Raw genomic sequence first — 12,954 nt, forward strand, 5'->3', positions numbered from 1 at the left:
GGCCCCTTGACGACGGCACGAACCGACGAAACGATCGCCGCCAATGTCAAACCCGAAAACCTGTTTCGCATTTCTGACCTGCGTCGCCTTGCTGACCATTCTGCCGCTGGCGGTGAGTCCTGCGTCGGCGCAGTTGCGCGGCCATGGCGGACCGGTGCGGGCGCTGGCGATTTCGCCGGACGGGCAAATCGCACTGACCGGCAGTTTTGATTCGACCGCGATCCGCTGGTCGCTGGCACGCAATGCCGCCGAGCAGGTGCTGCGTTTCCATGCCGACGCCGTCAACGCGGTGGTGCTGCTGCGGGATGGACGCGCGGCGACCGCGGGCGCCGACGGGCGCATCGCGATCTGGACTGCCGGCAAGGCCGAGCCCGATGCGGTGCTGGAAGGCCATGAGGCGCCGATCGCGGCGCTCGCGGTTTCCCCCGACGGCGCGACGCTGGCCTCGGCGTCATGGGATCGAACCGTGCGGCTGTGGCCACTCGCGGGCGGCCCGGTGCGCGCGCTCGAAGGCCACAGCCAGAACGTCAACGGCGTGGCGTTCTCGCCCGACGGCCGTACGCTGGTCAGCGTCAGCTACGATCTGACCGTGCGGATCTGGCCGCTGTCGGGTCCGTCCGCCGCGACCGTGGTCACGATACCGAGTCCGCTCAACGCGGTTGCGATCGGCGGCGACGGCGAGATCGCGGCCGGCGGCGCCGACGGCAAGGTTTATTTTCTCGACCGCAATGGCACACGCTCCGGCGAGGCCGCCGCCGGGCCACGGCCGGTGATCTCGCTCGCGATTTCGCCTGACGGAGCATGGTTGGCCGCCGCCGGTATCGGCGGCTCCGTGGCCGTGATCGATCGCAGGAGCCGCGAACTGGCGCGCACGCTGGTCGGCCCGGGACTGCCGGTGTGGTCGGTCGCATTCATGCCGGACAGCCGCACGCTGCTGACCGGCGGCGCCGACAACATCATCCGCCGCTGGAATGCGGTGACCGGCGAGCCCGTCGATTCGCTGCTGGTGGAAGCGGCAGCGGATCCGCTGGCCGCCTATGCCGGCGATCGCGGCGCGGAAATCTATCGCGCCTGCGTCGCCTGCCACACCCTCAGGCCCGATCAGGCCAACCGGGCGGGACCGACACTATCAGGCATTTTCGGCCGCCGCATCGCCACCGCGCCGGGCTATCATTTCTCCGATGCCCTCAAGCGCCTCGACATCGTCTGGACGCCGGAGACGGTTTCCAGATTGTTCGAAGTCGGCCCCATGGCCTACACGCCCGGCACCAAGATGCCCGAGCAGCGCATCGGCTCGGAAGCCGACCGCGCCGCACTGGTGAAATTCCTGGAGCGCGCGACGAAGGAGAGATGACGGTCGTTTCTTACCCTCCCCTGGAGGGGGAGGGTCGGCGCGTAGCGCCGGGGTGGGGTGACAGTCTCTCGTTTCGAACAGGTGCGCGAGTTGAGAGATCACCCCACCCCGTCTCGCATTTCGCTGCGCTCATGCGAGCCGACCCTCCCCCACCAGGGGAGGGTAAGTGGAGCGCATCCATGAATTCGGAAAACCCCGATCTACTTCCCCGTCTCGAACGAGCACTGCGCGCCTCCGCCGGCCTTCTGGCGGATTTCCTTCGCATCGATGCTGCAATTGAGCTTCGAGAAGCTTTCGATGTTCGATCCGGCCGCGCCTTCGGCGACGACGCCGGCGGTCGCGGCGGTGGCATAGAGCTCGTTGGCCTCGCGTCCCCTGATCGTCTTCTTGCTGACCTTGAAGGTCAGCTCGCAGGAGCGCGCCGCGATATCGACGTTGCTGGTCCGGCACACCACGGCGTCAACGGCGACGGAAAATTTGGCCTTGGTGGCAATCAGGAAAACACTGCCGCCCCCGAACAACCGCGCCATGGTCTTCCTGTCGTAAGCCGGCAGATGCGGCGAATGCTGAGCCGCCACCGCGGCCAGCGCCAGCGCCGTGGGTCCCGTGATGGTGACGGGAGCCGCCGATGCGTTCGACGCCGCGGCGCAGAACAGGAGAAATGCGGGCGCTGCCAGCTTCCGCGTCAGTGAATACGTCATGTTTGCCTTCTCTCACGAACCGTCCGCAATGCGCGCCGATATCAGGCACTATATACGCCGCGATCCGACCGGGCGACAGGTTCAACAAGTCACGCTTTAGGGAACGCCGCCTGTATCGTCGTCTCGATGCGGGAGAGCCCTGCAAACGCCGGCCGCTCCTCGTATTCGCCCGCATCCTATGTCGATGCCGCCCCGACCAGCACATCGATCGCGCCGTTCACGATCGCTTCGAGCTGCTTGCGCGGCATCCGCGCCCGGGCGCGGATCGCGATGGTGTGGATGGTGGCCGACGCAAGCTGCGCGAGGACCTGCGGATCGGCCGTCGATGCCAGTTCGCCCTTCTCCTTGGCGCGGCTGAAGCAGGCCGCGAACGCCTTGTCGAGTTCGGCAAAGCCTTCCAGCACCATGGCGCGGATCTCGGGATCGGCCACCGCTTCCGACGCCGCCGTCATTACCGTGAAGCAGCCGCGCGGCCCGGCGTCGCCGGAAAGATAGATGTCGAGCGCCACCGCGAAGATGCGCTCCAGCCGTTTGCGGATCGGCAGCTCGTCCTTGAAGATGTCGATCATCGCGGCGCGGGCGTCGGCACGGTAGCGCTGGTAGCTCTTGATGTAGAGCTCGCGCTTGTCACCGAACGCGCCATACAGGCTGGGCCGGTTCATGCCGGTGGCGGCGCTGAGATCGTCGAGCGACGTGGCGGCGAAACCGTCCTTGCGGAACAGGTCGAGCGCCTTGCCGAGCGCGATCTCGGGCTGATAGGCGCGCGGCCGGCCGCGACGCTTCGGTACGGCCGCCCCTGACGCCTCCAAAAGGGATTTGGCCGAAGCGGATTTGGCCGACGCGGCCGGTCGCCTTGTTTTTTGTACCATCTCGCAAATAATCCTTGACCCGATTTATATTATGCGGAACAGTATAAAAATCAACCCGGTTCGAGAGCCCGAACCGAACGCCAGGGAGGCATCCATGGACCTGTATTTCTCGCCGCTCGCCTGCTCGCTGGCGACCCGCATCGCGCTGTACGAAGCCGGCGCCGCGGCCAACTATCTCGAAGTCGATCCGAAGACCAAGATCATCCAGAACGACGGCTCCGATTTCAGGGCGGTCAACCCGCTCGGGCTGGTGCCGACGCTGCGCACCGACGACGGGGTGATCCTGACCGAGAACGCGGCGATCCTGCAATATGTCGCCGATCGCTTTCCGCAGGCCGGCATCGCCTCCGGGCCCGGCATCGACCGCAGCCTGCTGCATCAATGGCTCTGCTTCATCGGCACCGAACTGCACAAGGGATTGTTCGTGCCGATGCTCGACAAGAAGGCGCCGCCGGAAGTGAAGACCTACACGCTGGGCAAGGGCCTGTCGCGACTCGACTATCTCGACGGCTATCTTGCGGGCCGCGAATTCCTGCTCGATCATTTCAGCGTCGCCGACGCCTACCTCGTCACCATCATCAACTGGACCATGGCGACGCCGCCGATCGAGCTGGCGAAATGGCCCAATGTGAAAACGTATTACGAAAAGCTGCGCGCGCGGCCCAGCATCGCCAGGGCGGTCGCCGAGGAATTCACGCTGTACCAGGCCGAACTCGACCGGCACAAGGCGGCGGCGTAAGACACAAACTCAACTGTCGTCCCTGCGAACGCAGGGACCCATACGCCGCGGCGGTCGTGAGTTAAGGTAGTCGTTAAATACCTTGCTTGAATCGATGGGCCGCAGCGTATGGGTCCCCGCGTGCGCGGGGACGACGGTGCATGATTTACTTGCGTCAATCCGGCTTCGCCAGCAGCCGCGTCGTCATGTCCGCCATCGCCTGTCCGAACACCCTGGAATCGTCCAGCGCCCGCGCCAGCACCAGCGCGCCCTGAATGGTGACCAGCGCATCCGCCGATCGCCGCCGCGCCACGCTTGCGCTCAGGCCGGAACGCCGCAGCACCAGCGCCAGCGCATCGTTCCAGCGCCTGAAATAATCCTGCACCTGACCCGCGAACGTATCACGCGACGCCCCGAGCGCGATGACGCCGACCAGGCACATGCGATGACCGGATTGAAAATAGCTGTCGACCGCCCCGACCATGGTGGCAACGGCGCGGGCGGGATCGTCGGAAGTGCGGAGCGGCGTGAAAATATTGACCTCGAACCAGCTGTCGATCCCGGCCAGCACTTCGGCGGCCATCTGGGCTTTGCCGCCCGGAAAGAAGTGATAGAGGCTGCCCTTGCCGAGGCCGGTGGCCTGACTGATCAGCGCCAGCGTGGCGCCTTCATAGCCGTGCGAGCGAAACACCTCCGCCAGCCGCGGCAACAGATCGGCGCGGTCGACGACGGGTTTTGCGATGGGCCGCGTCAGAACGGACTCTCGCCCAATCCCGCGACGTCGGCCGGGCGCGGTCCCGGTGCTGCCCAGCGAAAGCGCCGGTCGCTTTCCGCAATCGGATGGTCGTTGATGCTGGCCTCGCGCCGGCGCATCAGGCCGTGCTCGTCGAACTCCCATTGCTCGTTGCCGTAGGAACGATGCCACTGCCCGGCAGCGTCGTGCCATTCGTACTGGAAGCGCACCGCGATACGGTTTTGATCGAACGCCCAGAGATCCTTGATCAGGCGATATTCCTGTTCCTTCGCCCATTTGCGCGTGAGAAACCCGACGATCGCCGCACGGCCCTGCAAGAACTCGGCGCGATTGCGCCACACGCTGTCCTCGGTATAGGCCAGCGCCACGCGCTCAGGGTCGCGCGAATTCCAGGCATCCTCGGCCATGCGGGCCTTCTGGGCGGCGGTCTCCCGCGTAAACGGCGGCAATGGCGGGCGCGACATCGGGGCATCTCCAGCTTTTGAACGTTGCCAGAGATTGTACCGATCGGTACAGCGAGTCAAGCCGAGCCTTCAACCCTCGATCAGATCGGCCTTCATCAGGGTGCGCAGCGATTTCGGGATCGGCCTGGCCCGCCCCTCGCTGATGAAGGCGACGCGCACCTCGGCCTTCACCAGCACCGCCTCGCCGCACCGCACCTCCTGCGCCAGCGTGATCGATGCGCCCTTCACCGCGACGGGCCAGGTCACGATGTCGAGCACGTCATCCATCCGCGCCGGCCTGAGGTAATCGATGTGCATCGAGCGCACCACGAAGGCAAAGCCCGGCGTCTCCGCCTGCGCTTGGGCATACAGCGCGTGCTGTTCGGCGCCCATCAGCCGCAGGTGATTGGTCCGGCCGCGCTCCATGAAGCGCAGATAACTCGCGTGATAGACGATGCCGGAGAAATCGGTGTCTTCGTAATAAACCCGGATCTGCATGTGATGGCGGCCATCACGGATCGCGCCGTCGAGGGAGAACATCGGTGCTACTCCGGGAATTCAGCGGCAAGCGACAGCGATTGAGCCGCAGCCAGCAAACGCTTGTCGCGCGTCCAGACGCTTGTTTCAGGGGTAAGCGCAGCCGCAGCGAGAAGGTGAGCATCGACATATCCGATGCCAGAGCCGGGCAGCTTTCGGTCGGTGATGAAGCCCAGGACTTCATCGGCGCTCGCCACGACAGCTCTTGGAAGACCGCTCAAATCATCAATCATTTCGGCGATTTTCGGCACGTGCCCCAGCACCAATTCACCAATAATGAACGGATGCATGACGATTTCACCAAGCTCGAGCAACTCGAACAGCTGAAAATCGCCACGCCGAAAATGATCTATCCAGATCGAAGTATCGGCCAGTACCATTACTTGAAGCGTCTTCGCGGCGGGGCTTTCGCGTCCGGTTGCGTTCCTCCCATGCGGGCAAGTCGGCGCGCGGCCTCGCGCTCGACGAACGCTTTCAAGGCTTCCCTGATCACGGCCGACTTCTCAGTGACGCCGGCATATTCCTGCGCCTTGGCGAACAACTCATCGTCGATCGCGATTGTGGTTCTCATGTGATCGCCTCCCGATGCATCAAATGTATCATCATTTGATGCCGGTTTCCATGCCCTAAATTTACGGAGGAGCGCGTTGCGCACGTCATGAAACGACCGCCCCCGCCCCGCCCAGCGTCACCAGCACGATTTCCGGCGGCACGCCGATGCGGAACGGCATGATGCTGCAGCCGAGGCCGCCGGAGACGACGACGTCGCAGTTCATGCGGATGTGGCCATAGGCCAGCTTCCTTCCGGACACTGCCACCGGCGACCAGCCGAGCAGCCGCACCTGACCGCCATGGGTATGACCGGAGAGTTGCAGGGCGACCCGTGCCGGCACCCGTGCGGCGACATCCGGCTCATGCGCCAGCAGAATGACGGGCGCATCGTCGGTCACTTTCGCCAGCGTGGCGCCGAGATCGTCGACACCGATGCGCCGGACCGGACGGAAGCGGCGCGCCGGCATATAGGCCAGTTGATCGCCGAGGCCCGCGAGCCAGAATGGCCGGCCGGCCTTGGACAGCCGTACCACATCGTTTTCGTAGACCGGGATGCCGGATGCTTCGAGCGCGCGCCTTGCGATCGTGGTGCCCTGCCCGTCGCGCTGCACCGCCTTGTCTTCCCAATAATCGTGATTGCCGAGCACCGCATGGACGCCGAGCGGCGCACGCAACCCGGCGAGCACCGGCGCCCATTCGCTGCAGGGAATGAAGCGCGTCACCTTGCGATGCCCTGCGACGTAGTCGCCGAGCAGCACGGTGATGTCAGGCTCGAGGGAATTGGTACGATCGACGATCGATTCGATCCGCTGCAGCGACATCCAGGGGTCGCAGGCGTGCAGGTCGGCGATCACGGCGATCTTCAGCCTGAAACCAGCCGGCCATTGCGGCGGCTGAATCTGGTAGCGCGTGACCCCGAGCCGCAGCGCGGGCTCGCCGAAGCCGTAGGCAACCGTGGAGATTCCGGTGGCGCCGAGACCGCCGGCCAGACGAAGGAAATGACGACGTGAAATCATGAGAGTTTTCCGTGATGCACCCCCATGCTGATGGCGTATTACAGCCGAATTCGGGTGGGTTTGTGCAGATTGTCAGCAGGGTGGCGCTACTGGTGCAAGGCACTTACTTACCTCTCCCGCTTGCGGGGGAGGTCGACGCGCGCAGCGCGGCGGGTGGGGGAATTCTCTCAACTTGCACCGGTGCTGCGGAGAGACCCCCACCCCGGCCCTCCCCCGCAAGCGGGAGAGGGGGAAGAGCAACCGCACAAGATCAGTCTTCGTCGCTCGCGCCGCCGAACAATCCGAACTGCGCCGGATCGCGCATGGGCTCGGCGAGGCCGAGATGCTTGAACGCGTGCGAGGTCAACAGCCGGCCGCGCGGGGTGCGCTGCAGGTAACCGCACTGGATCAGGAACGGCTCGATGATGTCCTCGATGGCGTCGCGCGGCTCCGACAGCGCCGCCGCCATGGTTTCGACGCCGACCGGGCCGCCGCCGTAATTCATCGCGATGGTGGTGAGATAGCGCCGGTCCATGGCATCGAGGCCGGCGGCGTCGACTTCGAGCGCGCTCAGCGCGTGATCGGCGATCTTGCGATCGATCGAGGTGGCGTCGGCCGCCGACGCAAAGTCGCGCACCCGGCGCAGCAGCCGTCCGGCGATCCGCGGGGTGCCGCGGGCGCGGCGCGCGATCTCGTTGGAGCCGTCTTGGGTCATGCCGATGTTGAGCACGCGGGCGCCGCGGGTGACGATCTTTTCCAGCTCTTCCACGGTGTAGAAATTCAGCCGCACCGGAATGCCGAAGCGGTCGCGCAGCGGATTGGTCAGGAGGCCCGCGCGCGTGGTGGCGCCCACCAGCGTGAATTTTGCAAGTTCGATCTTGACCGAACGCGCCGCCGGTCCCTCGCCGATGATGAGGTCGAGTTGAAAGTCCTCCATCGCAGGATACAGCACCTCCTCGACCGCGGGGCTGAGGCGATGGATCTCGTCGATGAACAGCACGTCGCGCTCTTCGAGATTGGTCAGGAGTGCGGCGAGATCGCCGGCCTTGGCGATCACGGGTCCGGACGTCGCGCGAAAACCGACGCCGAGTTCGCGCGCCACAATCTGCGCCAGCGTGGTCTTGCCGAGGCCGGGAGGGCCGACGAACAGCACATGATCCAGCGCCTCGCCGCGCTTGCGCGCGGCCTCGATGAAGATCGACAGGTTGGCGCGCGCCTGGGCCTGGCCGACGAATTCACTCAACAGCTGCGGGCGCAGCGCGGTGTCGCCGACATCGTCGCTGCGGCGCTCTGGGGTCACGATGCGGGAGGGCGTGGTCATGCGGCGACAGTAGCACGATGCAGCGGTTTCGCGAGCCACCAGCACAGGCTGGTGGGAACAACGGCAAGGGCCGCCAGCATCACGAACAATGGCAGCGCCTGACGCGCCGAGCCGACACTGGGGAGTATCACTGCGGATGATTCCGGGGGGATGAAGAATACACCGCCGGTCACCACCCCGGCGATGGCAACCGCAGCCGCAAGCCATGCCATCCAGATCGCGCCGATCCCGGCATAGACCGCGGCCAACGCGAAAATCAGGCCCGTCACGACCGATGGCGGGATCGATGCCACGACCGCGAAAAATGCCAGCAGCCACACCGCGATCGAGAACACCTGATGCAGCGCGCCGAGATCGACGAAAGCCAGCAGCAGCTGCAGCAGGGCCGCGCCGAAGGCGACCACGATCAATGACGTCAGCGTCGCAATCGCCAGCGGTCCGACCACGGAAAATATCAGGATGATGCCGATCAACCGTCCGAGCCGGCGCAGCGAGGCGCTCACTTCGCCAGTTCCTTCAGCCCCAGCTTGATGAGCTGCGCGGTCTCTGCCCCCTCGCCCGCCAGGCGCGAGGCGCCGGCAATGGCGGCGGCCGCCTGCGGTTGGCCGTAGCCGAGGTTGACCAGCGCCGAGATCGCGTCGGTGACCGGGCGCGGCGCGCGGTCGTTGTCGATGGCGCCGGACAGGTGGACCAGCGCCGGATCGACATTGGCGAAGGCCGGCGCCTTGTCCTTCAATTCGGTGACGATGCGCTCGGCGACTTTCGGACCGACGCCCGGCGTGCGCGCCACCGCGGCCTTGTCGCGCAGCGCGATGGCATTGGCGAGGTCGGACGGCGGCAGGGTCGAGAGCACCGCCAGCGCCACCTTGGCGCCGACGCCCTGCACCGTCTGCAGCAGGCGAAACCATTCGCGCTCGGTGTCGCTGCGAAAGCCGAACAGTTTTATCTGGTCTTCGCGCACGTAAGTCTCGATCGACAGCACCGCCGCCTCACCAGGTGACGGCAGTGCCTGCAACGTCCGCGACGCGCAATGCACCTGGTAGCCGACGCCGCCGACGTCGAGGATGACGTAATCCTCGCCGTAGGAATCGATCAGGCCCTTCAATTTGCCGATCATGATCGCGATCCGAACAAGGCAAATGCTTCTCTTTCGTCATGCCCGGGCTTGTCCCGGGCACCCACGTCTTTTCTTGCCGGCTGCCAAGGCGTGGATGGCCGGGACAAGCCCGGCCATGACGGCCGATGTAAGTCACCGATCATGCGCCGACCACTTTCAGCCGCAGCGCGGCGCTGCCGCGGTGATGCGCGTGCGTAATGGCGATCGCCAGCGCATCGGCGGCATCGGCCGATTTCGGTTCCGCCCTGGGCAGCAGGATCTTCAGCATCATCAGGATCTGGTTCTTGTCGGCATGGCCGGCGCCGACCACGGTCTTCTTGACCTGGTTGGGGGCATACTCCGCCACCGATATCCCGAACATCGCCGGCGCCAGCATCGCGACCCCGCGCGCCTGCCCGAGTTTCAGTGTGGCGACGCCGTCCTTGTTGACGAAGGTCTGCTCGACCGCGGCTTCCGCCGGCTGGAAGTCGCCGAGCACGGCGGCGAGACCCTCATGGATCGCCAGCAACCGGCTTGCCAGCGGCAGGCTGTCCGGCGGCTCCACCGAGCCGCAGCCGACGAAAGTCAGCCGGTTGCCCTCGATCTCGATCACGCCCCAGCCGGTGCGGCGCAGGCCCGGATCGATGCCGAGGATACGGACGGGATGGCGAATCGGGGGTGATGTCATGGGGTAGTGATACCGCCAGTGGATCGAGAACGAAACACAAACGGAATGTCATCCCCGCGAAAGCAAATGGCTTCGTGCCCCGGACGCGGCGCAGCACGAAGTGATGCGCTGCAGAGCCGGGGCCCATGCAGGCGGAATTTATCCTATGGGTCCCGGCTCTGCGGAGCAGCGTGAAGAACGCTGCACCGCGTCCGGGACACGAAGATCCCTACCCGCCCATCTTGGCGACCAGCGCGTCGGACACCTCGAAATTCGCGTAGACGTTCTGCACGTCGTCATGCTCGTTGAGCAGGTCGATCAGCTTCAGCAGCTTCTCGCCGGTCTCGTCGTCGACCGGCACGGTGTTCTGCGGTTTCCAGGTCAGCGCCGCCTTGCGGGCTTCGCCGAATTTCGCTTCCAGCGCTTTTGCCACGTCGCGAAAGGTTTCCTTGGAGGCGTAGATTTCGTGGCCGTTCTCGCTGGAGGCGACGTCGTCGGCGCCGGCGTCGATCGCGGCTTCCAGCATGGCGTCGTCGGAGGCGACCTTGGCGTCGTATTCGATGATGCCGGTGTGGTCGAACATGAAGGCGACCGAGCCGGTTTCGCCGAGATTGCCGCCTGATTTGGTGAAGAAGGAACGGATGTCGGAGGCGGCGCGGTTGCGATTATCGGTCAGCGCCTCGACGATCACGGCGACGCCGCCCGGCCCGTAACCCTCGTAGCGGATCTCGTCGTAATTCTCGCCCTCGGTTCCGGTCGCCTTCTTCACCGCGCGCTCGATCGAGTCTTTCGACATGTTCTCCTGGCGGGCGGAGATGATCGCGGCGCGCAGCCGGGCGTTCATGCCGGGATCGGGCGCGCCCATCTTGGCGGCGACGGTGATTTCCCGCGCCAGCTTGCTGAACAGCTTGGATTTCTGGGCATCCTGCCGGCCCTTGCGGTGCATGATGTTCTTGAACTGGGAATGTCCGGCCATGCGGTCTCTTTTCGGATTCGTCCGGGAGGAAATGGGAGGAAGGCGCGGCGTTATAGGCCGGTAAACCGCCGAAATCAAAGATTTACCGGGGTTTCCGGTATACCAGTAGTGGTTGCTGCCCGAGGAACAGGCAATCGTTAATCATGATTTCACGCCCAAATGCGAGGATGCCGGTCACATCGTCACCGTCATTTCCCCGAGAGACGCCCATGGCATTCGGTTTGTTTCGAAAACGGCTGCCGGAACCTGCCGCGCCTGCCGCCGCGGCAGCATCTACCGCTCCTCAAATCGCGGCCGATACCCCCCAGGCTCCCGAGAACGATTCGGCCAGGGAAATCCTCGAACTGCTCGAACTCGAACTGGGCGCGATGATCCGGCAGCTCGAGCGCGCGGCCAATTCGGTCGCCGGCGGCGCCGAAGCCACCGCGGCGACGCTTTCCACCATCCGCCAGCGCACCGATGCCCTGACCGGGCGCACCAGCGCCGCGCAGTCCACCGCGAGCACCTTCTCGCTGGCCGCCGACAAGTTCACCCATTCGGCGCAAGGCATCGGATCGCAGGTGCGCGACGCCAGCAAGCTCGCCGACGAGGCCAGCGCCGCCGCCCGCGAAGCCAGCCTCAATGTCGACCGCCTGAGGGAGTCCTCGGCCGCGATCGGCAATGTCGTCAATCTGATCGCGCAGATCGCCCGGCAAACCACGCTGCTGGCGCTCAACTCCACCATCGAGGCGGCGCGGGCCGGTTCCGCCGGACGCGGTTTTGCCGTCGTCGCCACCGAGGTCAAGGCGCTGGCGGTGCAGACCCAGAACGCGACAGAGGAAATTTCGAAAAAGATCGACGCGCTGCAGAAGGATGCCGCGGGTTCGGTCGACGCGGTGCACCGCATCTCGCAGGCGATCGAGGCGATCCGCCCGGTGTTCGAGATCGTAAATGGCGCCGTGGCGGAGCAGACCGAAACCACCAGCGAGATATCCGACAACGCCGCCACCGCATCGAGCTTCATCGTCTCGGTCGGCGAGAGCGCCGCCGAAATCGACACCGTGACCAAGCAGGCCGAGGCCCACGGCGAAAGCGTCGCCAGCGCCGGCAAGGCCGTCACCATGTTCGCACAGAAACTGAAGTCTCGCTGCGCGGTGCTGCTGCGCCAGGACGAACGCAAGGACCAGCACAAGGACCAGGCGCTGCCGTGCAACCTCGCCATGGAGATCCAGACGGCGCGCGGCCAGGTCACGGCTGCAGCCTATGAGATCTCGATCGAAGGCATCCTGATCGGCGGACCGGACGCCGAAAAACTGCCGCTGAATCAAACTCTCAATGCCACGCTGCAGGATATCGGCGCGTGCAGGATCCGTGTCAGGGAATATTCGAAGGCAGGCGCCCGGGCGCGGTTCGAGGCCACGGACGCCGCGCTGAAGGAAAAGATCGAAGACAAGCTGTGGTCGATCCAGGACGAAAACACCGAATCCGTGACCCGCGCCATGGAAGCCGGCCGCGCGCTGACGAGGATTTTCGACGACGCCGTCAGGAGCCGCGCCATCTCCATGGACGACATGTTCGATGAGAACTACGTCGAAATCGCCGGCACCAATCCGGTACAGTACCGCACGAGGGTGCTGGACTGGGCCGATCGCGCGCTGCCGCCATTCCAGGAGGCTTTCCTGATCAAGGACGCCCGCATGGCGTTCGCCGCGATGATCGACCGCAACGGCTATTTGCCGGTGCACAACAAGATCTACTCGCATCCGCAGCGTCCCGGCGACGTCGCCTGGAACACGGCGAACTGCCGCAACCGCCGCATCTTCAACGATCCCGCCGGCCTTGCCGCCGGCCGCAACCAGCGCGCCTATCTGATCCAGAGCTACGCCCGCGACATGGGCAACGGCAACACCATCATGATGCGCGAGATCGACGTGCCGATCCGCGTCAACGGCCGCCACTGGGGCGGGTTTCGGACGGCGTACAAGCTGTAAT

16 protein-coding genes are annotated in these 12,954 nt (G+C 65.2%); 3 read left to right on the forward strand and 13 right to left on the reverse strand.

What is annotated here, in order from left to right; translation table 11 throughout:
- The first annotated feature begins 43 nt into the window (after window positions 1–43).
- On the forward strand, window positions 44–1,354 hold the full coding sequence (locus Q7U29_RS03090; RefSeq protein WP_304738262.1) for a c-type cytochrome: 1,311 nt from the start codon (window positions 44–46) through the stop codon (window positions 1,352–1,354).
- 200 nt (window positions 1,355–1,554) lie between these two features.
- Here Q7U29_RS03090 and Q7U29_RS03095 read toward each other — a convergent pair whose 3' ends face one another.
- A complete protein-coding gene (locus tag Q7U29_RS03095) occupies window positions 1,555–2,055 on the reverse strand; it encodes a hypothetical protein (protein ID WP_304738264.1) in 501 nt (166 codons plus the stop codon).
- Between the two features lie 176 nt (window positions 2,056–2,231).
- Window positions 2,232–2,924, reverse strand: coding sequence for a TetR/AcrR family transcriptional regulator (locus Q7U29_RS03100; protein ID WP_304738267.1), 693 nt, complete (start codon window positions 2,922–2,924; stop codon window positions 2,232–2,234).
- Between the two features lie 94 nt (window positions 2,925–3,018).
- On the opposite strand from Q7U29_RS03100, the gene Q7U29_RS03105 reads away from it, so the two are divergent.
- The gene (locus tag Q7U29_RS03105) at window positions 3,019–3,663 is read left to right on the forward strand and encodes a glutathione binding-like protein (protein ID WP_304738270.1); all 645 of its coding nucleotides are present in this window, start codon (window positions 3,019–3,021) and stop codon (window positions 3,661–3,663) included.
- A gap of 154 nt (window positions 3,664–3,817) precedes the next feature.
- Here the strand turns inward: Q7U29_RS03105 and Q7U29_RS03110 are convergent, their stop codons facing one another.
- From Q7U29_RS03110 to Q7U29_RS03160, 11 genes are all read right to left on the reverse strand, one after another.
- Entirely contained in the window at window positions 3,818–4,384 is a 567-nt protein-coding gene (locus tag Q7U29_RS03110) for a TetR/AcrR family transcriptional regulator (protein ID WP_304738399.1), read from the reverse strand.
- Between the two features lie 8 nt (window positions 4,385–4,392).
- Window positions 4,393–4,860, reverse strand: coding sequence for a nuclear transport factor 2 family protein (locus Q7U29_RS03115; RefSeq protein WP_304738273.1), 468 nt, complete (start codon window positions 4,858–4,860; stop codon window positions 4,393–4,395).
- A gap of 69 nt (window positions 4,861–4,929) precedes the next feature.
- Window positions 4,930–5,379 (reverse strand): tol-pal system-associated acyl-CoA thioesterase, encoded by a 450-nt coding sequence (ybgC, locus tag Q7U29_RS03120; RefSeq protein WP_304738276.1) that lies wholly within the window; start codon window positions 5,377–5,379, stop codon window positions 4,930–4,932.
- Between the two features lie 5 nt (window positions 5,380–5,384).
- Window positions 5,385–5,756, reverse strand: coding sequence for a type II toxin-antitoxin system VapC family toxin (locus Q7U29_RS03125; protein ID WP_304738279.1), 372 nt, complete (start codon window positions 5,754–5,756; stop codon window positions 5,385–5,387).
- The gene (locus Q7U29_RS03130) at window positions 5,756–5,947 is read right to left on the reverse strand and encodes a type II toxin-antitoxin system VapB family antitoxin (protein ID WP_304738282.1); all 192 of its coding nucleotides are present in this window, start codon (window positions 5,945–5,947) and stop codon (window positions 5,756–5,758) included. Before Q7U29_RS03130 ends, Q7U29_RS03125 begins: the two co-directional genes overlap by 1 nt.
- A gap of 85 nt (window positions 5,948–6,032) precedes the next feature.
- Window positions 6,033–6,944 (reverse strand): metallophosphoesterase, encoded by a 912-nt coding sequence (locus Q7U29_RS03135; protein ID WP_304738285.1) that lies wholly within the window; start codon window positions 6,942–6,944, stop codon window positions 6,033–6,035.
- Window positions 6,945–7,194: 250 nt separating this feature from the next.
- On the reverse strand, window positions 7,195–8,244 hold the full coding sequence (ruvB, locus tag Q7U29_RS03140; protein WP_304738289.1) for a Holliday junction branch migration DNA helicase RuvB: 1,050 nt from the start codon (window positions 8,242–8,244) through the stop codon (window positions 7,195–7,197).
- Window positions 8,241–8,747, reverse strand: coding sequence for a hypothetical protein (locus tag Q7U29_RS03145; protein ID WP_304738292.1), 507 nt, complete (start codon window positions 8,745–8,747; stop codon window positions 8,241–8,243). Before Q7U29_RS03145 ends, ruvB begins: the two co-directional genes overlap by 4 nt.
- Window positions 8,744–9,361, reverse strand: a complete 618-nt coding sequence (gene ruvA / locus Q7U29_RS03150; RefSeq protein ID WP_304738294.1) for a Holliday junction branch migration protein RuvA — start codon at window positions 9,359–9,361, stop codon at window positions 8,744–8,746. Before ruvA ends, Q7U29_RS03145 begins: the two co-directional genes overlap by 4 nt.
- A 139-nt stretch (window positions 9,362–9,500) precedes the next feature.
- The gene (gene ruvC / locus Q7U29_RS03155; RefSeq protein WP_304738296.1) at window positions 9,501–10,028 is read right to left on the reverse strand and encodes a crossover junction endodeoxyribonuclease RuvC; all 528 of its coding nucleotides are present in this window, start codon (window positions 10,026–10,028) and stop codon (window positions 9,501–9,503) included.
- Window positions 10,029–10,236: 208 nt separating this feature from the next.
- On the reverse strand, window positions 10,237–10,983 hold the full coding sequence (locus Q7U29_RS03160; RefSeq protein ID WP_304738298.1) for a YebC/PmpR family DNA-binding transcriptional regulator: 747 nt from the start codon (window positions 10,981–10,983) through the stop codon (window positions 10,237–10,239).
- A gap of 209 nt (window positions 10,984–11,192) precedes the next feature.
- Here Q7U29_RS03160 and Q7U29_RS03165 point away from each other — a divergent pair, with 209 nt between their 5' ends.
- Window positions 11,193–12,953, forward strand: a complete 1,761-nt coding sequence (locus Q7U29_RS03165; protein ID WP_304738300.1) for a methyl-accepting chemotaxis protein — start codon at window positions 11,193–11,195, stop codon at window positions 12,951–12,953.
- The last annotated feature ends 1 nt before the right edge of the window (window position 12,954 follow it).

The sequence above is a fragment of the Bradyrhizobium sp. genome (genome assembly GCF_030654605.1).
GTDB lineage: Bacteria > Pseudomonadota > Alphaproteobacteria > Rhizobiales > Xanthobacteraceae > Bradyrhizobium.